This is a genomic window from Rhodococcus sp. WWJCD1, from assembly GCF_002258735.1.
Taxonomy (GTDB): domain Bacteria; phylum Actinomycetota; class Actinomycetes; order Mycobacteriales; family Mycobacteriaceae; genus Rhodococcoides.
Window position 1 is genome coordinate 213,683 of sequence record NZ_NOXY01000020.1, and the last position, 15,992, is coordinate 229,674.

The 15,992-nt window shown below is 65.5% G+C and carries 21 protein-coding genes; 14 read left to right on the top strand and 7 right to left on the bottom strand.

The window, feature by feature from the left end; all coding sequences use genetic code 11:
* Window positions 1-19 precede the first annotated feature (19 nt).
* The 6 genes from thiS to CH286_RS13300 all read left to right on the top strand — a co-directional run bounded on the left by thiS (window position 20) and on the right by CH286_RS13300 (window position 5,338).
* Window positions 20-235, top strand: a complete 216-nt coding sequence (gene thiS / locus CH286_RS13275; protein WP_032401759.1) for a sulfur carrier protein ThiS — start codon at window positions 20-22, stop codon at window positions 233-235.
* 4 nt (window positions 236-239) lie between these two features.
* Window positions 240-989, top strand: coding sequence for a thiazole synthase (locus tag CH286_RS13280; protein WP_032401760.1), 750 nt, complete (start codon window positions 240-242; stop codon window positions 987-989).
* 266 nt (window positions 990-1,255) lie between these two features.
* Window positions 1,256-2,218, top strand: a complete 963-nt coding sequence (locus CH286_RS13285) for an ABC transporter ATP-binding protein (protein WP_032401761.1) — start codon at window positions 1,256-1,258, stop codon at window positions 2,216-2,218.
* Window positions 2,218-2,988, top strand: coding sequence for an ABC transporter permease (locus tag CH286_RS13290; protein WP_032401762.1), 771 nt, complete (start codon window positions 2,218-2,220; stop codon window positions 2,986-2,988). Before CH286_RS13285 ends, CH286_RS13290 begins: the two co-directional genes overlap by 1 nt.
* 33 nt (window positions 2,989-3,021) lie before the next feature.
* On the top strand, window positions 3,022-4,479 hold the full coding sequence (locus CH286_RS13295) for a M28 family peptidase (RefSeq protein WP_032401763.1): 1,458 nt from the start codon (window positions 3,022-3,024) through the stop codon (window positions 4,477-4,479).
* A gap of 37 nt (window positions 4,480-4,516) precedes the next feature.
* Window positions 4,517-5,338, top strand: a complete 822-nt coding sequence (locus CH286_RS13300; protein ID WP_037148841.1) for an adenylate/guanylate cyclase domain-containing protein — start codon at window positions 4,517-4,519, stop codon at window positions 5,336-5,338.
* Here CH286_RS13300 and thiD read toward each other — a convergent pair.
* Window positions 5,300-6,154: a bifunctional hydroxymethylpyrimidine kinase/phosphomethylpyrimidine kinase gene (thiD, locus tag CH286_RS13305; RefSeq protein ID WP_032380254.1), complete on the bottom strand. Its 855-nt coding sequence runs from the start codon at window positions 6,152-6,154 to the stop codon at window positions 5,300-5,302. The two genes, CH286_RS13300 and thiD, sit on opposite strands and share 39 nt — an antisense overlap.
* 291 nt (window positions 6,155-6,445) lie before the next feature.
* Between thiD and CH286_RS13310 the strand changes: the two genes are divergently transcribed.
* From CH286_RS13310 to CH286_RS13320, 3 genes are all read left to right on the top strand, one after another.
* Window positions 6,446-6,772 carry a GNAT family N-acetyltransferase gene (locus CH286_RS13310; RefSeq protein WP_094609442.1) on the top strand — a complete coding sequence of 109 codons (327 nt, stop codon included), beginning with the start codon at window positions 6,446-6,448 and terminating at the stop codon, window positions 6,770-6,772.
* Between the two features lie 115 nt (window positions 6,773-6,887).
* A complete protein-coding gene (locus tag CH286_RS13315) occupies window positions 6,888-7,238 on the top strand; it encodes a GNAT family N-acetyltransferase (RefSeq protein ID WP_094609443.1) in 351 nt (116 codons plus the stop codon).
* An 84-nt stretch (window positions 7,239-7,322) separates the two neighbouring features.
* Window positions 7,323-7,919 carry a hypothetical protein gene (locus CH286_RS13320; protein ID WP_094609444.1) on the top strand — a complete coding sequence of 199 codons (597 nt, stop codon included), beginning with the start codon at window positions 7,323-7,325 and terminating at the stop codon, window positions 7,917-7,919.
* On the opposite strand, the gene CH286_RS13325 is transcribed toward CH286_RS13320, so the two are convergent.
* The 3 genes from CH286_RS13325 to CH286_RS13335 are packed head-to-tail and all read right to left on the bottom strand — an operon-like array spanning window position 7,889 to window position 10,311.
* Window positions 7,889-8,689, bottom strand: coding sequence for an exodeoxyribonuclease III (locus tag CH286_RS13325; protein ID WP_094609445.1), 801 nt, complete (start codon window positions 8,687-8,689; stop codon window positions 7,889-7,891). The genes CH286_RS13320 and CH286_RS13325 overlap by 31 nt on opposite strands.
* A 52-nt stretch (window positions 8,690-8,741) precedes the next feature.
* Complete coding sequence (locus tag CH286_RS13330; RefSeq protein ID WP_094609612.1) at window positions 8,742-9,659, bottom strand: N-acetylglutamate synthase, CG3035 family; 918 nt, start codon at window positions 9,657-9,659, stop codon at window positions 8,742-8,744.
* Between the two features lie 49 nt (window positions 9,660-9,708).
* The gene (locus CH286_RS13335; RefSeq protein WP_032401768.1) at window positions 9,709-10,311 is read right to left on the bottom strand and encodes a peptide deformylase; all 603 of its coding nucleotides are present in this window, start codon (window positions 10,309-10,311) and stop codon (window positions 9,709-9,711) included.
* A gap of 258 nt (window positions 10,312-10,569) precedes the next feature.
* On the opposite strand from CH286_RS13335, the gene CH286_RS13340 reads away from it, so the two are divergent.
* The 5 genes from CH286_RS13340 to CH286_RS13360 all read left to right on the top strand — a co-directional run bounded on the left by CH286_RS13340 (window position 10,570) and on the right by CH286_RS13360 (window position 14,792).
* Window positions 10,570-10,908, top strand: a complete 339-nt coding sequence (locus CH286_RS13340; RefSeq protein WP_032380761.1) for a DUF3263 domain-containing protein — start codon at window positions 10,570-10,572, stop codon at window positions 10,906-10,908.
* Window positions 10,909-10,967: 59 nt separating this feature from the next.
* Window positions 10,968-11,501 carry a LytR C-terminal domain-containing protein gene (locus CH286_RS13345; protein ID WP_242640212.1) on the top strand — a complete coding sequence of 178 codons (534 nt, stop codon included), beginning with the start codon at window positions 10,968-10,970 and terminating at the stop codon, window positions 11,499-11,501.
* A 114-nt stretch (window positions 11,502-11,615) separates the two neighbouring features.
* Window positions 11,616-12,332 carry a superoxide dismutase[Cu-Zn] gene (sodC, locus tag CH286_RS13350; RefSeq protein ID WP_037171999.1) on the top strand — a complete coding sequence of 239 codons (717 nt, stop codon included), beginning with the start codon at window positions 11,616-11,618 and terminating at the stop codon, window positions 12,330-12,332.
* Between the two features lies 1 nt (window position 12,333).
* A complete protein-coding gene (locus CH286_RS13355; protein ID WP_230592342.1) occupies window positions 12,334-13,464 on the top strand; it encodes a glutamate--cysteine ligase in 1,131 nt (376 codons plus the stop codon).
* A gap of 38 nt (window positions 13,465-13,502) precedes the next feature.
* Entirely contained in the window at window positions 13,503-14,792 is a 1,290-nt protein-coding gene (locus CH286_RS13360) for a phosphatase PAP2 family protein (RefSeq protein ID WP_094609446.1), read from the top strand.
* Here the strand turns inward: CH286_RS13360 and mnhG are convergent.
* From mnhG to CH286_RS13375, 3 genes are read right to left on the bottom strand one after another with little or no spacing between them, the layout of a single operon-like run.
* Window positions 14,758-15,099 (bottom strand): monovalent cation/H(+) antiporter subunit G, encoded by a 342-nt coding sequence (mnhG, locus tag CH286_RS13365; protein WP_032380261.1) that lies wholly within the window; start codon window positions 15,097-15,099, stop codon window positions 14,758-14,760. The two genes, CH286_RS13360 and mnhG, sit on opposite strands and share 35 nt — an antisense overlap.
* Window positions 15,096-15,353, bottom strand: coding sequence for a monovalent cation/H+ antiporter complex subunit F (locus CH286_RS13370; protein ID WP_032380262.1), 258 nt, complete (start codon window positions 15,351-15,353; stop codon window positions 15,096-15,098). Before CH286_RS13370 ends, mnhG begins: the two co-directional genes overlap by 4 nt.
* Window positions 15,350-15,991 carry a Na+/H+ antiporter subunit E gene (locus CH286_RS13375; RefSeq protein ID WP_329955168.1) on the bottom strand — a complete coding sequence of 214 codons (642 nt, stop codon included), beginning with the start codon at window positions 15,989-15,991 and terminating at the stop codon, window positions 15,350-15,352. The genes CH286_RS13370 and CH286_RS13375 overlap by 4 nt, the downstream gene beginning before the upstream one ends.
* Window position 15,992: the final 1 nt, after the last annotated feature.

A 15,992-nucleotide genomic window follows, 5' to 3' on the forward strand; every position in this document is an offset into this window, starting at 1 on the left:
CGCAGATCGAAAGGACACCATGACACAGGTTGCCATCGGCATCACCGTCAACGGCGAGGATCACCTGCTCACCGAGGACATGACCATGACTCGACTCCTCGACAAGCTCGGAATGCCGGAGAAGGGTATCGCTGTCGCCGTCGACGGTGCCGTGCTGCCCAAGAGTCGGTGGGACACCACCAGCATCGAAAAGGGTTGGACCATCGACGTTCTCACCGCTGTGCAGGGTGGCTGAGGGCATGACGGGTCTGACGATCGCCGATCGCACCTTCACCTCCCGGCTCATCACCGGCACCGGGGGAGCGGCCAATCTCGCGGTACTCGAAGAGGCCCTCGTCGCGTCCGGGACCGAACTGACCACTGTTGCGATGCGCCGCGTCGACGCCGCGGGTGGGACGGGAGTGCTGGATCTGCTGCGCCGGTTGAACATCGCGCCGCTGCCGAACACCGCAGGGTGCCGAGGATCGGCCGAGGCAGTGCTCACCGCGCAGCTGGGCCGTGAGGCGCTCGAGACCGATTGGGTGAAACTCGAAGTGATCGCCGACGAGCGAACCCTGCTGCCCGACGCCATCGAATTGGTCAGGGCTGCAGAGCAACTCGTCGACGACGGCTTCCAGGTGCTGCCGTACACCACCGACGACCCGGTTCTGGCCAAGCGCCTGGAGGACATCGGCTGCGTGGCCGTCATGCCGCTCGGCTCGCCCATCGGCACCGGTCTCGGGATCGCCAACCCGCACAACATCGAAATGATCGTCGACGCCGCAACGGTGCCGGTGATCCTGGACGCGGGTATCGGTACCGCCAGCGACGCCACCCTCGCGATGGAACTCGGCTGCGACGCGGTGCTGCTCGCCACCGCCGTGACCCGCGCGAAGGATCCCGCGCTGATGGCGTCGGCAATGAGACATGCGGTAGCGGCTGGTTACCAGGCCCGACACGCAGGACGTATACCGAAACGATTCTGGGCGCAGGCCAGCTCGCCCATGTGAGCGGCTGCGTCGACGGCCCGGCACCTTCCAGGGTGCTGCGTATCCGGCAAACGCGCGCGCATTTGTGAAACGCGCGCAGAACAGTGGCGAATACGAGGACTGTTCCGCTCGCATCTGGCAAACGCGCGCGCGTTTGCGGCTGCGCCTGGTTGGCCGCGGGCTCCCATGTGACCGACTGTCTCAGGGTGTGTGTCATCCGAAAGGATGATGCAATCGGCGACTGTAGGTCGATGTGCGGACGCGTTCGATCGGGGAAGGTTGACCCCATGATCGAAGTGACAGGATTGACCAAGCAATACGGCGCGGTGACGGCGGTCGACAACCTCACCTTCACCATCAAACCCGGCATCGTGACCGGCTTCCTCGGCCCCAACGGCGCAGGCAAGTCGACCACCATGCGGATGATCCTCGGGCTCGACCGACCCACCTCGGGCTCGGCGACCATCGAGGGCAAGAGCTACAGCCACCTGAAGCAACCACTGCGTACCGTCGGCGCCCTGCTCGACGCCAAGTGGGTGCACCCCAACCGTTCGGCACGTGCTCACCTCGAGTGGATGGCCGCGTCCAACGGCATCCCCAAGTCGCGCGTCGAAGAGGTGCTGCGTCTGGTGGGACTGTCCGAGGTCGCGAAGAAGAATGCGGGCGGCTTCTCACTCGGCATGTCGCAGCGGCTCGGTCTCGCGGGCGCTCTGCTGGGCGATCCCAAGGTGTTGCTGTTCGACGAGCCGGTCAACGGCCTCGACCCCGAAGGCATCGTCTGGATCCGAAAGTTCATGCAGCGCTTGGCAGCCGAGGGCCGCACGGTGCTCGTCTCGAGCCACCTGCTCTCGGAGATGGCCCAGACGGCAGAGCACCTCATCGTCATCGGACGCGGCAAGCTGATCTCGGATTCCTCGGTGCAGGAATTCATCGACCACGCCTCCGAGGCGTCGGTGCGCGTGCGCAGCCCACAGCTCGACGGGCTTCGACAGGCACTGACCACAGCTGGTCTCACCGTGCGCGAGCCGGACAAGACCGATGAGCTTCAGCCCTCGCTAGTGGTGCTGAACTCCACGACCGACACGATCGGCGATATCGCCGGACGCGCCGGAATCACCCTGCACGAGTTGGCCTCTCAGCGAGGCTCGCTCGAGGAAGCATTCATGAAACTCACCGGAGACACAGTGCAATACCACGGCGCGGGCGCCGAAGACCAGAACACTCAGCAAGCGATGGGCGGGTCACTCTGATGGGCGTCTTGGCAGCAGAAAGAATCAAGTTCACCTCGACCAAATCGCCGTGGTGGTGCAGCGCGATCGTGGTGGTGTTCGGCCTCGGGTTCGGAGCCATCCTCGGTTGGGCCGCAAAGACGGCCATCGGCCCGGATGCTCCGGAGGGGCTACCGCCGACCACTGCGTACGACGTCGTCGGCAGCGGTGTAGGCGGGCTGGGGATCATGGTGCTGATGATCCTGGCGGCCCTCACCGTCACCAGCGAATACCGCTTCGGCCTGATCCGGACGACATTTCAGGCGGTCACCAACCGGGCCTCGGTGCTCGGTGCCAAGGCGCTGATCGTCGGCGTGTACGGCGCGGTGCTGTCGTTGATCCTGGCGTTCGGTGCATTCTTCCTGGCGAAATCGATCGCGGGTGAAGAAGCGGGCGCGCTCCTGAGCTTCGACGTCGACGGCACGTGGCGAGTCATCTACGGTACTGCCGTCCTGGCGTTCGTGCAGATCGTTCTCGCTGTCGCGGTGGGTGCGCTCATCCGGCAGTCCGCCGGTGCCATCGCCGTCCTACTGCTGTGGCCGTTGCTGATCGAGAGCCTCGTCGGAGTCATCCCGAAGGTCGGCGAGAAGATTCAGCCGTTCCTGCCCTTCAAGAACGCCGACCATTTCCTCGGCGGCTCGACAGGTACGGACTTCCATTGGGGTCCGGTCGGCAGTCTGATCTACTTCGTCGTCTTCACTGCGGTGATCTTCGGCGCAGCAGTGTTCGTGGTCAATCGTCGGGACGCCTGACACCCTGCGATTTGTCTGGGTAGGGTGTCCGCTATGCGGATTTCCTTGCTTGCAGGTAGCGCCGTCACTGTGTTGATTCTGGCCGGTTGCTCGTCCACCTCGGACGAGGAACCGGCCAGAGTTTTCGCGACACCCGACGGGCCGGGGCTGTCGGCCGCGGTCACCGAGGACGCCCTCGTCGGGCACCTCCAGGAATTGGAAACGATCGCCGCCGCGCACGACGGAAACCGTGCCGCCGGTACCGCCGGATACGACGCGAGTGTCGATTACGTTGTCTCGCAACTCGAATCGGCCGGTTTCGAGGTCACCACTCCGGAGTTCGAGTTCGAGACCTTCGAGGCGCAGACTCAGACCCTGTCGCTCGCAGGCACCGAGATTCCGGTGTTCGCGCTCAGCTATTCACCGACCACGCCCGCAGAGGGCATCACAGCGCGCGTCGTCGGGGCTCCCGCCGGTGCAGACGGATGCGAGGCAGCGGATTACGCGGGCCTCGATCTCGCCGGTGCCGTCGCCGTCGTGCCGCGCGGCGTGTGCCCGTTCGGTGCGAAGCAGACCGTCGCCGCCGAACTGGGTGCGGCAGCCACGATCATCGTCAACAACGAACCGGGACCGCTGGATTCGGGGACACTCGGCGATCCCGAGACCGCAAAGATTCCGACCGGCGGCGTCAGCCAGGAGGACGGCGCAGCGGTCCTCGCGGCACCCGAGGTCACGTTGACCCTCGTCACGACGACCGATACGACCACGAGCCGCAACATCATCGCCCAGACCACCACCGGCTCGACCGAGAACGTTGTGGTGGCGGGTGCTCACCTCGACAGCGTGCCCGAAGGCCCCGGCATCAACGACAACGGCACCGGCACATCGGCAGTGCTCGAGACGGCCCTGCAGATGGGTAGTGCGCCCGAGGTGACCAACGCGGTCCGCTTCGCGTTCTGGGGTGCCGAGGAAGACGGGCTCGTCGGTTCCACCAAGTACGTCGAGGGCCTGTCCGACGACGACAAGCGAAACATCGCCCTGTACTTGAACTTCGACATGATCGGCTCGCACAACGCCGGCTACCTCGCGTACGACGGCGACGACTCCGACAAGGTCGGTGAGCCCGCGGGACCGGCCGGATCCGACGCCATCGAGCGCACGTTCGTCGAGCGGCTGGCCGCCGACGGTGTCGCCGCGGACGGCACCGATTTCGACGGTCGATCCGACTACGGCCCGTTCATCGAGGTCGGTATTCCGGCGGGCGGCGTGTTCAGCGGCGCGGACGAGAACAAGACGGCCGAGCAGGCTGCAAAGTGGGGCGGCACTGCCGATCAGACCTTCGACGAGAATTACCACACCGATCAGGACACCCTGGCGAACGTCGACCGCGCCGCACTGGCGAAGAACGGTGCCGCCGTCGCCTACGGAATCGGCGTCTACGCGCAGTCGGTGGAGGGCCCCAACGGAGTTCCGGTCGGTGCTGCGCGCGAGGCCGCACGCGCCGAAGGGTGAGGCTAAGTATGTGTAACCGTGGGTTACGCTCGATGCTGTGAACGCAGTCGTCTCCTCGGTGGTGGAGTGGGTCCGCACCACCAATCGAGCGCCCACGGTGGTCGGGGCGGTTCGACGTGTGCGGCGAGCACTACCCGGCGACCCCACGTTCGGCGATCCGATGTCCATCGACGGCCCGGGACGAGCATTGGCCGTCGCCCGCGTTGCGGATCGGTTTCTGGCCGCCAACGGACTCGACGACGAACCGGGTGCATCCCGTGAAGTCGGCCTCGGTGCCCTGCAGGTGTGGCAGGCGATCCTCGAGCGGGCGGGCCGCGGCCGCGGCGAATCGGACGTCACGATCGTCTTCACCGATCTCGTCGGATTCTCGTCGTGGTCGCTTCGTGCGGGCGATACCGCCACCCTGACTTTGCTTCGCAAGGTCTCGAAAGCCGTCGAACCCGAGGTTGCGTTCCGCGGCGGTCACGTCGTGAAAAGGCTGGGCGACGGCATCATGGCCGTGTTCTCCGATGCGGACAAAGCCGTCGAGGCCGTGTTCGCAGCACGGGATGCCCTCGGCGCCGTGAATGTCGACGGATACACCCCGACGATGCGAGTCGGTATCCACACCGGCAGCCCGCGTCAGGTGGGATCGGACTGGCTCGGCGTCGACGTCACCGTCGCCGCCCGCGTGATGCAGACCGGCGGAAACGGCAACGTCATGATCTCCGCCGCGGCCCTCGAGGCGGTCCCGCCGGAGGTGCTCGACGCCCTACACGTGGTGGCCAAGCCCTATCGCCGCAGCTTCTTCGCTCCCAAGATCAAGGGCGCGCCCGACGACCTACGCATCCTCCGACTCGTGCAGTCGCCACAGCGGTGACACCGGGCCGTGGCCCGCACCCAGGTCGTAGGACGCGGCCAGGCAACGGGTGACCCACTCCTTACCGAAGGCCACCGCGTCGGGCATCGAGTATCCGTGTGCCAGTGCCGACGCGATCGAGGCAGCGAGGGTGTCGCCGCCGCCGTGATCGTTGCCGGTGTCGATGCGGTCACTGGTGAATTCGAGGAACGTGTCGCCGTCGAACAGCAGGTCTGTGCTGTGGGTGGATGTGCGCAGATGACCGCCCTTGACCAGTGCCCACTGCGCGCCCAAGCCGTGCAGGGCTTCCGCGGCGCGGTGCGCGGACGCGTCGTCGACCACCTCGATGCCGGTGATCAACCGGACCTCGTCGAGGTTGGGGGTCACCAGCGAGGCGATGGGAAACAGGGTGTGGCGGATGGCGTCGAGCGCTTCGGCGTGCAGTAGCGGATCGCCGTGCATCGATGCGCACACCGGATCGACGACCAGGGGTACCGGCCGGTCGCGGCCGATGCCCACCTCGGTGCACACGGCGGTGACCGCTTCGATGATGGCGGTGGACGCCAGCATCCCGGTCTTCGCTGCGCCGACGCCGATGTCCGAGACCACCGAGCGAACCTGGGCCGCGACTATCTCGGGCGGGATCTCGTGAAAGCCCGTTACGCCGACGGTGTTCTGGACCGTCACCGCGGCGACGGCAACGCACGCGTGGACGCCCAACATGGCCATCGTGCGGCTGTCCGCCTGGATTCCGGCCCCGCCGCCGGAGTCGGTTCCGGCGATCGTCAGCGCGCGGACGGGAGTCTCGCCGTTGGGCGTGAGCGGTAGGAACTTCACGAGAGACGACAGTACCGGCGGGCCGGAGGCGACCGTCTCGGTGGCCGAATCCGAACCTGTGAATATTCGGTGAAAACGCGACGTGGCTTCGAATGTTGTTGTATCACAACGTCGAACAGGGCAGCTTATGACCGATACCAGCATTCGAGTCGGGATGGACGGACAAACCTACGCATCCGAAGGTTTGTTGGTAGAAAAGGTGACAGAGCCACCGCGCGCATGTTTAATAGTGGTGCACGTCACATTCGATTCACTCGTTCACCACCCCATACACAGCGAAGGAGGCGTCCCATGCTTGCGAGTTCTCCTAGCGCTGATGTCTCGATCAACAAAGATCAGAACCGGTTCGAGCTTCGATTGAACGGCGATCTCGTCGGGATCGTCGGATTCTTCGAGGTGGAGGGAAGCGGCACGCGCGCAACGCGCACGCACGTCGTGTCCTTCATGCATACCGTCGTCACCGAGGACTTCGGTCATCAGGGCTTGGCCGGAATCTTGGTACGGCGCGCGCTGGACAGCGCACGTTCCTACGGTTGGAAGGTCAGGCCGGTCTGCACCTACGTGCAGCGATTCGCCGCGGCGAACCCGGAATACAACGACATGCTCGTCGCCCTCTGACCGCTGCTGGGATCGTTGCCGGTCGCGGTAGGGCTGGTCACATTCGGGACTCGACTCGGCGACGATCGAGGCACTCGCCTCGCGTCACACGAGCAACACTGGTCTCATAAGTGACATGAGTCACATCATCTCTCGTCGCTCGATCCAGGCGGCACCCGTCGAGCGACCCGTCGTCCGCATCGAGGACGACGTCGATCACAGCAGATTCGATCTCTTCGTCGACGACGAGCTCGTCGGCATCCTCGGCTACCGCTTCGGTGACGGGGATGCGGGCGACGGCTGCGTCGTCGCGCTGATGCACACGGTCGTCAAAGAGGAGTACGGCGATCGCGGTTGGGCGGGTGTGCTGGTGCGAGCTTCGCTCAACACTGCGCGCGATCGTCAATGGCGCATCGTCCCGATTTGCACGTACGTCCGGCGCTACCTGGCGCAGCACGAGGAATTCCTGGACCTGATCGCCGAGTAGAGAGCACTGCTCTTGCTTGGAGCGCATCCAAGGTGAATACTGCTTCCTGTAGAGAGCGCCGCTCTCGAAAGGTTGGTACTCCCGATGCGTGCAGCTCTGTACCTCTTCGTCGGCCTCATGTTCGCCCTCTACCCCGCATTGCGGCCCTACTCGGATGAGGTGGGCAGTGCAGGGGCGGACGCCTTCGCATCCACGAGCTGGGTGCTGGCCCACACCTTCGCGATGCTCGGCTTCATTGCGCTCGGACTGGCCGTGCTCTACGGAGGTAGGCGGTCCGATCCCGCAGTGGTCACCACTTGGATCGGCGTCGGGCTGGTTCTGCCGTACTACGGCGCAGAGACATTCGCGCTGCATGCCCTGGGTGTCGACGCCGCAGCGAACTCGAACCCCGGCCTGATCGATCTTGCCGATCCGATTCGCTACTCGCTCGTGCAGTCGACGATGTTCGCTCTCGGGCTCGTCTCGATTGCCGTCGGGCTGGTGCTGTTCGCTCTACGGAACCGCTATGCGATGGTGCTGGCCGCCGGATACGTGCTGTTCCTCCCGCAGTTCTACACCCCGCCGGCCGTGCGGATCGCCCACGGAATCCTGATCGCCGTGGGAGCGATCATCGCCGCGCGAGCAGTGGCCGGCAGTTCGGTCCGGCCTGCTCAGCCGATCTCGACGATCACCGGCGCGTGATCGCTGGCTCCCTTGCCCTTGCGTTCCGCGCGGTCGATCGACGCGCCGGTCACTCGGGCCGACAGTGCAGGCGAGGTCAGCGCCATGTCGATGCGTAGGCCTTGCTTCTTCGGAAACCGCAGCTGCGTGTAATCCCAGTAGGTATACGTTCTGGGCTCGGGGGTGAACTGCCGCGTCACCTCGGTGAATCCGGCGTCGGCGAACGCGGCGAACGCATCGCGCTCGGCCTGGGAGGTGTGGGTCTTGCCCTCGAACAGTGCAGGATCCCAGACGTCGTCGTCGGTGGGCGCGATGTTCCAGTCGCCCACGAGCGCGATCTGGGCCTGCGGATCGGCCGCAACCCACGCCTGAGCGTCGGCCTTCAGTGCGGCGAGCCATTCGAGTTTGTAGGTGTAGTGCGGGTCGGCGAGCTCGCGGCCGTTCGGCACGTAGAGGCTCCAGACGCGGACCCCGTTGCACGTGGCTCCGATGGCGCGGGCTTCCTGCGCGGGATCGATCTCGGGATCCTTGCTGAAGCCGGGCTGATCCTCGAACCCGATCTGAACGTCGTCGAGACCGACCCTGGACGCGATCGCGACGCCGTTCCACTGACTCAGTCCGACGTGGGCCACCTCGTACCCGATATCGGTGAAACGCTCGTACGGAAACTGTGCGTCCTTGCACTTGGTTTCCTGCATTGCCAATACATCGACATCGGATCGCTCCAGCCAATCGACGATTCGATCCTGACGAGAGCGGACGGAGTTCACGTTCCAAGTAGCCAAGCGCACGGGAAGGAACCCTATAGAACCCCTCCGACAGGGTGTTCATCCGATCGCGTCATCACGAATCCGGTCGCGCGTAGCGATAGTGATGATGGTCGACGAAGCCCAGGTCTCGGTACAGGGCGAGCGCGACGGTGTTGTCGACGGCCACCTGCAGGTACGCGTGGGTTGCGCCGCGCTCGCGTCCCCACCGCACCAATTCGCCGCACATCAATGTGCCCAGACCGTTGCGGCGATGCTCGGGAGAGACCCAGAGCGAGGTCAGCCCCACCCAGCGACGACCGTCCGGGGCGGTGGTGACGGCCGCTCGCCCGACTGCGATCGTGCCTGATCCGACTTCGCCGGCCCCGAGCATGCCGAACCCGAGGGTGCCCTCGTGGATCGCCGACGCCACTTCTGCAGCGCCGCGAGGTGCCGCACGGCCCTGGTAGTGCAGTGACGTCAACCAGCCGGCGGTCGGCTCCGCCGTGACGGTGATGGCCGAGTCGCCCTCGCGCAGAACAAGATTCGAGATGTCCGCCGCTATGACGGCACTCTCGTTGTACGACGTCCACCCGGCCGGAGCGGTGCCGAGACGATCGGGTAGCGACAGCGTCGGCGTCAATCCCCGTGCTGTGTATCGATCGCAGATTCTCGCCAGCGTCTCGGGCGTCGTCGACGCACCGGGCTCGAGCGGTGCCGCCGAATTGGCGCGACCGGTGAAACCGTGACCGAAGCGCAGCTGCCAACCGTCGATCCATTCTCGCTCGACGCCCGGCCATCCGTCGGCAGCGGCAGCTTCGAGTGCCCTGATCTCCGACGTCCGAATCGGCTTCGGGCCCAACGGTTTCAAGGCTACGACGCGCTCGGCGGCAACCTGCACCAACGATCCGTCCCGGCCGCGGACCGAGACGGCATCGGCGTCGAGCGTCACCAGCTCACCGATCACGTCCGTCATCGGATGGGTGTGCCCGGGCGGCAGCCGATAACGGAGCATCACCCGGGTACCCACCGGAATGCTCACTGGTCGACGATCATCGGGTCGGTCAGTCTTCGTCTTCGTCGTCGTGCCCGAACGGATCGTCGACGGTGCCGGGCGTCCAGCTCAGCCCCGGCACGCCCCAGCCGGCGCGCTTGATGGCCTTCTTGGCCGCCCGTGCGTGTCGTCCGATGAGTACATCGGTGTAGAGGAAACCGTCGAGATGGCCCACTTCGTGTTGGAGCATCCGAGCGAAGAAGCCTCGGCCCTCGATGTCGACGGGATCGCCCTTCGCGTCGGTGCCGGTCACCCGAGCCCAGTCGGCGCGGCCGGTGGGGTGCTGCTCGCCGGGAACCGACAGGCAGCCCTCGTCGTCGTCATCGGGATCGGGCATCGTCTCGGGAATCTCGGACGTCTCGAGGACGGGGTTGACGACCTCCCCGCGTCGCCGGAAGACCTTGCCGTCCGCACCTTGGTCGGGGCAGTCGTAGATGAACAGACGTTTGCCGACGCCCACCTGGTTGGCCGCGAGACCGACGCCGTTCGCGGCGGCCAGGGTCTCGTACATGTCGGCGATCAGCTCGGCCAGCTCGGCGGGTGACTCGGTGACGGGAGCGGTTGCGGTGTGGAGCACCGGATCGCCGACGATCCGGATGGGAAGAATTGCCATGGTCGACAAGGATAGAGGGTGGTGCGTGTGGTCTCTTGCGCTGCCGGTCTTCGTCGAACACGCCACGCGCCGGTACCTCGCGGGAGCCGTGCCTCGGGCGTCGAGCATGGTTGAATGATTCTCGAAATACAACTGTGTAATTCGGTCGGTGCGCGTACGGGTGCCGGCAGTACTGGGGGAAGCAGATTTCCCCAGGGTCTGTGGTCTCACGAGTTGGTGATCGCACAGGTCCAGGGAGTCGAGAAGTCGAGGAGTGGGATGGACGGCGCAGCAGCGCGTGACTCGAACCAGGCTCAGCAACCGGGAAGTTCGGACGGCTCGCAGGATCCGAACGAAGTCGGTGCAGACGGCCTGAGTCGACGAGAGCACGACATCCTGTCCTTCGAGCGGCAGTGGTGGAAGTACGCCGGTGCGAAGGAAGAGGCCATCAAGGAACTCTTCTCCATGTCGGCCACCCGCTACTACCAGATTTTGAACGCATTGGTCGATCGGCCGGAGTCGCTCGCCGCGGATCCGATGCTGGTCAAGCGCCTGCGCCGCCTGCGGGCGAGCAGGCAGAAGGCTCGCGCGGCACGTCGGCTCGGTTTCGACGTCTGAGCAGGTCCGACTATCGGCGTGTTCCGAGTCGCCGTCGACGGTCGGCTAGGGTCGAGTACGTGAGCAGCCCCAACCCGGAACAGACCGGGCCACCACTCCGCGCTCTGGCCATGGTGTTGATTTCGCTCGCGATCCTGTTCGCGGCGATCGGTGCACTCTCGCTCACCGGTTCCGATTCCGACGAAGCGGCCGCCGAGCCCTCCGCTTCCGAGACGACGAGCGCGCCGGCTGCGGTCGCACCGACCACGCAGGCCCCCGCAGCGCAGGTACCGGCAGGTGACGCGTCGACCAGCTCCGCGGCCCCCACCACCTCGGGTACTTCCGCCGACGTCGAAGTGCGGGTTCTCAACAATTCCAACGTCTCCGGTCTCGCGGCCGGCACAGCGAGCACGTTGACCGCCGGCGGGTGGAACGTCGCCGAGACAGGCAACTTCAGCGAGGCCCAGTTCGCCCAGACGGCGGTGTACTACGGAACTGCTGCAGGTGAGGAACAAGCTGCGCAGTCGATCGCCACGGAACTCGGTGTTCCGGCCGAGCCCAAACCGACCTCGCTCGAATCCACGGTCGGCGTCGTCGTCATCGTGACGCAATAGGTTATTCAGACCCGAGAGTTAACCACATCGACGACGTGCCCGGTTCGGTCGAATCGGGCGGCACGTTATTATTTTCGAGCCCGGCGAAACTGCCTGAAAGAGGAGCGATTTCCGATGGACATGTTCAAGCGACGCACTGCTGCGACCCGATCGTTGCGTTACGCGGTGCCGGTCCTCGCGATCGCAGCGCTCGGTCTCTCTGCCTGCAGCAACGGCGAGGTTGCGTCCGATACCCCCGGCACAGTTCCGCCGGTCTGGACCGGCGAGTCCGATCCGTCGGCGGCCGCTACGGCAGGCGACGGCCGGGCCGAGTCCGGGTCGGGCTCCGAGGAGACCATCGAGGGCACCCTCCGCAACGCTTCCGGTGCCGAGGTGGGCACAGTGACGTTCGCGGCCGAGGGTGAGAAGCTCACCGTCACCGCCGAGGTCGAGAACATGACTCCCGGATTCCACGGCTTCCACGTTCACACCGTGGCCGCCTGCGAGCCGAACTCCGTGGCACCCACCGGCGGGGAACCGGGCGCGTTCCTGTCTGCGGGCGGTCACCTGCAGGTCGACGGCCGCACCGAGCATCCGGCCAGTGGTGATCTGACGTCCATCCAGGTCGGCGAGGACGGCACCGGACGTCTCGTCACCACCACCGACACGATCACGCTCGACGATCTGCGCGCCGGCGGTGCGGGAACCTCGGTGATCGTGCACGAGGGTGCCGACAACTTCGCGAACATTCCGCCGCGGTACACACTTCCCGACGGTGCCGCGGTGCCGGACATGACGACCCTGATGACCGGCGACGCCGGTGCTCGGGCTGCGTGCGCGGTACTGCAGTAGTTTGAGCGCTCCCCGGATCGACTTCGCGAGTTCACCTCGCCCGACGCTCGGCGTCGAGTGGGAGATCGCACTGGTCGACAAGAACACGCGAGATCTGGTCAACTCCGCCGAAGCGGTCATGGACGGCGTGCGCGATATCGCCGGGGACACCCCTCGGGTGACGAAGGAATTACTGCGCAACACCGTCGAGCTCGTCACCGGAGTGTGCGAGAACGTCGGGGAGGCCATGGAGGACCTCGGCGGCTCGTTGGACCTGGTGCGCCGCGCCGCGGATCCACTCGGAATAGACCTGTTCTCGGCGGGCACGCATCCGTTTGCCGAATGGTCCACTCAGCAGCTCACCAGCTCGCCGAGCTACGACGAGCTGATCGCGCGCACCCAGTGGTGGGGTCGGCAGATGCTGATCTGGGGAGTGCACGTGCACGTGGGAGTCTCGTCGCCCCACAAGGTCTTTCCCATTCTGAACTCACTGCTCTTGCAATACCCGCACCTGTTGGCGTTGTCCGCCTCCTCGCCGATCTGGGCCGGCAACGACACCGGATACGCCAGCAATCGTGCGCTGATGTTCCAGCAACTTCCGACAGCCGGTCTGCCGTTCCAGTTCGAGGACTGGTCGCAGTTCGAGGGATTCGTTCGCGATCAGCTCAAGACCGGCGTCATCGAGCAACTCGGCGGCATGCACTGGGACATCCGGCCGGCACCGAAGTGGGGAACCATCGAGGTTCGAGTGTGCGACGGGGCGTCGAGCAAGCGGGAGTTGGCGGCCCTCGTCGCGTTGACACACTGCCTCATCGTCCACCTCGACGAGCGACTCGAAGCGGGGGAGACACTGCCGTCCATCCCGCCGTGGCACGTGCAGGAGAACAAGTGGCGAGCGGCCCGATACGGCCTCGATGCCGAGATCATCCTGGACTCGAGCAGCAACGAACGCCTGGTCACCGACGATTTGCACGACCTGCTCGAGAAGTTGACGCCGACGGCCGTGCGGTTGAACTGCGTCGACGAGTTGGCCGCGGTGGCCGACATTCCCCGGCGCGGGGCGTCGTACCAACGCCAGCGTGCGGTGGCTGCGCAGTCCGGCGGAGATCTGCGAGCCGTCGTGGAGTCGTTGGTCACCGAGCTCCAATCGTGACCGTTTGTATTTAACTTTGTGTTCACTCACCGTTTACGATCAACGGCGTGCTGCAGGGGGACGTCGGGACCGTCGAGGTCGATTCGACACGTGAGAACTCTGTTCGTCCCCTGATCGTCGGCGCTGCCCTCGTTGCCGCGTTCCTGGTGCTGCTGCAGATCATCGCGACGGTCTGGAACTTTCCCGGCCCGCTGCCGAGCGTGTGGAACGACCTGTTCGGCACACCGAAGTCGATGTCGCTGCCGTCGGCGGCGCTGGTCCTGGCCACTGTAGGACTGAACACTGCTCTCCGTCTGCGCACCCTGGCCATCGCAGCGCTGATCGATGCTGCTGTGCTCGGTGTCCGATTCGGTTTCGACGCCACCCTGACGGTCGGCAACGGCCCGTCCCTCGTGTTGGTCGGGCTCGGGGTCTACGTCGCCCGTCGGGGGGACACTCGGGCGATGCGCGGTGTTGCTCTGGGAGCACTGCTGTTGCTCGCGACCAAGGCGGGCGACGCCTGGTTGCACATCACCACCGTCGCCCGGCCCTACGTTCTGGACGAATACGCATACGCCGCCGATCATGCGCTGGGGAATCCGTCCTGGGTGCTGGGCAACATCCTGGACCGCCTCGGCCCGGTCGCCGAAGGAACGCTGCACTGGATCTACATCCAGCTACCCGTCGCGGCGATCGTCGTTGCGCTGTACCAGCTACGCGGAGTGGCCGCGGGTGCAGCCTGGCCGAGGCACTTCCTGTTCCGCACGTTCCTGCTCATCGGACTCGTCGGACCGGTGTTCTATCTGCTGTTCCCGGTGGTGGGTCCGATGTTCGCGTTCGATTCGTGGCCGTCGCAGGTCATGCCGCTCTCGGGCGCGCTCGGCGAGATTCCGTTCGACTCGGAGACTCCGAGAAACTGCATGCCGAGCCTGCACACCGCATGGGCGCTGAGCATCTTCATCCATTCCCGACGCGGCCCCTGGTGGCTGCGCGCCGGCGGCACCCTGTGGTTGCTCGGTACGCTCGCGGCCACTCTCGGATTCGGATACCACTACGGCGTCGATCTGGTGGCCGGTGCAGTGCTGTGCCTGACCCTCGAATCCGTCCTCCGTGACCCCGAGCGCGGCTGGGATCGGGCCCGAATCACGTTGGTGGCCTACGGCTGCGCCGCGATGGCTGCGCTGTTGGTGAGCTACCGCTACCTGGCCGCCGCATTCGCGTCACACCCTCAGGTGTTCGGGCCGCTCGTTCTCGGCGTACTGGCAGCCATGGCGTTCGGCTTCCACGCGGTGTTCTTCGCCGATTCGCCCAGAGCTACCGATCGGACTCGTCCGGTTCCATCTCGTTGACGATCAGCAGGCCGTCGCGGCCCCGCTGCTCTCGGTAGGCCACGCGGCCGACCGTATGAGCGATCACCGGAGCGGTCACCAGGGTGAAAATACCCACCAGCACGAGCATCCAGATGTCGACGTTTCCGCGCAGGCTGATGATTGCCCCGATCAACACCATGATCAGACCGACCACCTGCGGCTTGGTGGCCGCGTGCATCCGCGAGAGAGTATCGGGGAAGCGCACGATGCCCACGGCGGCAGTGAACGCCAGTAGCGCCCCCAACAGAATGAAGATGGATGCAATGACCTGCGCAACGGTGCTCATTCGTCCCTCACCCTGAATCGTGCGATGCTGACCGATCCGACGAAGCTGACCAGCGACAGCGCGACGATGGCCGGTACCAGCGTGGTGTCGCGGCTGTAGACGGCCCATACCGCGAGGCCGCACATGGAGACGGCAAGAATTGTGTCCATCGCGACGAGTCGGTCGAGTGTGCTGGGGCCGTCGAGCAGTCGGAACGCGGTCAGGATCGCGGCGGCGATCAGGAGGACGCCGGCTACGGCGAGTACGACGGTCACGACCAGTCCCCCTTCCTCTTGTCGTCGGTCTTCTTGTCGTCCCGAGGAGCGTCAGAATCGGCCTCGACGGGGTCGTCGCCGAGCACCCCGTGGTACTGCTCGTACTCCTGGTAGTGCAGGGGGCTGGGCTTCCAGTCGGAATCACGCTCGAAGCCGGCGATGAACAGCTTCTCCAGATGTCGGACGTAGGCGTAGAAGCCGTCGACCGCCTTCTGGGTACCCATGTCCAGCACGTGCACGTACAGCAGGCGTCGAGTTCGGTCGATCTCGAGCACCATGGTGCCGGGCACGAGATTCATTGCGTCGACGAACAGGGTGAGCACCAGATCGGATTTGATCGCGATGCGGCAGCGCAGCACTCCGGTGACCGGCGGGGCCTTCGGCCGGATCGCCAACCAGGCGACGCTGACGCTGGATTCGATTGCGTAGTAGAGGAATACGACGGCAAGCTTGACGAGCGAGAACACGTGGATGCGGCCCTCGACCGGCACCCGCGGCAACGGCAGTAGCACCATGATCAGCAGACCCACCGCGATACCGCCGAGGATGTTCGCGGCAGAAACGTTGCCCCACAACAGAACCCAGATGGCCGTCAACCAGGCGAGGGTCCACAGGCGCAGCAGAATCGAGCGGTCCATC

Bases quoted from the DNA above. Each gene is read 5' to 3' on its own strand.
- CH286_RS13340 (WP_032380761.1), top strand. From the start codon at position 10,570: ATGGACGGCGCAGCAGCGCGTGACTCGAACCAGGCTCAGCAACCGGGA.
- CH286_RS13315 (WP_094609443.1), top strand. From the start codon at position 6,888: ATGAGTCACATCATCTCTCGTCGCTCGATCCAGGCGGCACCCGTCGAG.
- CH286_RS13330 (WP_094609612.1), bottom strand. From the start codon at position 9,659: ATGCTCCGTTATCGGCTGCCGCCCGGGCACACCCATCCGATGACGGAC.
- CH286_RS13280 (WP_032401760.1), top strand. From the start codon at position 240: ATGACGGGTCTGACGATCGCCGATCGCACCTTCACCTCCCGGCTCATC.
- CH286_RS13335 (WP_032401768.1), bottom strand. From the start codon at position 10,311: ATGGCAATTCTTCCCATCCGGATCGTCGGCGATCCGGTGCTCCACACC.
- CH286_RS13310 (WP_094609442.1), top strand. From the start codon at position 6,446: ATGCTTGCGAGTTCTCCTAGCGCTGATGTCTCGATCAACAAAGATCAG.
- CH286_RS13375 (WP_329955168.1), bottom strand. From the start codon at position 15,991: ATGGACCGCTCGATTCTGCTGCGCCTGTGGACCCTCGCCTGGTTGACG.
- CH286_RS13295 (WP_032401763.1), top strand. From the start codon at position 3,022: ATGCGGATTTCCTTGCTTGCAGGTAGCGCCGTCACTGTGTTGATTCTG.
- mnhG (WP_032380261.1), bottom strand. From the start codon at position 15,099: ATGAGCACCGTTGCGCAGGTCATTGCATCCATCTTCATTCTGTTGGGG.
- CH286_RS13285 (WP_032401761.1), top strand. From the start codon at position 1,256: ATGATCGAAGTGACAGGATTGACCAAGCAATACGGCGCGGTGACGGCG.
- CH286_RS13290 (WP_032401762.1), top strand. From the start codon at position 2,218: ATGGGCGTCTTGGCAGCAGAAAGAATCAAGTTCACCTCGACCAAATCG.
- thiS (WP_032401759.1), top strand. From the start codon at position 20: ATGACACAGGTTGCCATCGGCATCACCGTCAACGGCGAGGATCACCTG.
- CH286_RS13320 (WP_094609444.1), top strand. From the start codon at position 7,323: ATGCGTGCAGCTCTGTACCTCTTCGTCGGCCTCATGTTCGCCCTCTAC.
- sodC (WP_037171999.1), top strand. From the start codon at position 11,616: ATGGACATGTTCAAGCGACGCACTGCTGCGACCCGATCGTTGCGTTAC.